We start from the raw sequence: 508 nt of genomic DNA, 5'->3' as shown, positions 1-508 counted from the left end.
TCTTGAAGCGTTTGTTAGGTGACGGGCAACCATCCTTGATTTTCTTCGCACCAATCATACAAAACGATTAGTTGCTCAAGTTCGTATATAGCTTTGTATAGTTCTCTAAACCTTTTATGATCACTAAATTCAGCAAATGATTGAATAAGTGCATCGTTAGCTAAAAATTCATGTGCCATATGATTACGGTAGTCTACTACTCTCGATAAAAACTCAATGAAATCAGGCCTCAAGCCTTGAGTCTTTAATTCATTTTTTGTTTTTCCCAGAGTCCATTTTTCAGAGCGCTCAATTGGCACATCAAAAAGCCGAAACAAAAGGTTTTTCAAATAAAACTCAAGAAGCTGTGCCTTACCCATAAATAAAGCGTACTGCTCTAACACTGGTCTATCTTCGTACTCTTCAACTTTTTTGAGTACTTTCTGCCTTATTTCTGCTCCAGAAAGAGCTTTTTTGTCGTCCACTTATTGCCCCATTACTCAGTTGCTCACCTAACGCCCGGCTAAGG

1 protein-coding gene is annotated in these 508 nt (G+C 38.4%); it reads right to left on the bottom strand.

Annotated elements, in window-relative coordinates; genetic code table 11:
* Positions 1-14: 14 nt before the first annotated feature.
* Positions 15-464 (bottom strand): hypothetical protein, encoded by a 450-nt coding sequence (locus tag PL85_RS18640; protein WP_115340085.1) that lies wholly within the window; start codon positions 462-464, stop codon positions 15-17.
* Positions 465-508 lie beyond the last annotated feature (44 nt).

The sequence above is a fragment of the Vibrio anguillarum genome, from assembly GCF_001989995.2.
Classification (GTDB): Bacteria; Pseudomonadota; Gammaproteobacteria; order Enterobacterales; family Vibrionaceae; genus Vibrio; species Vibrio anguillarum.
The sequence above is the reverse complement of the archived record's forward strand: the minus strand, read 5'-3'. Positions and strand labels throughout refer to the sequence as shown.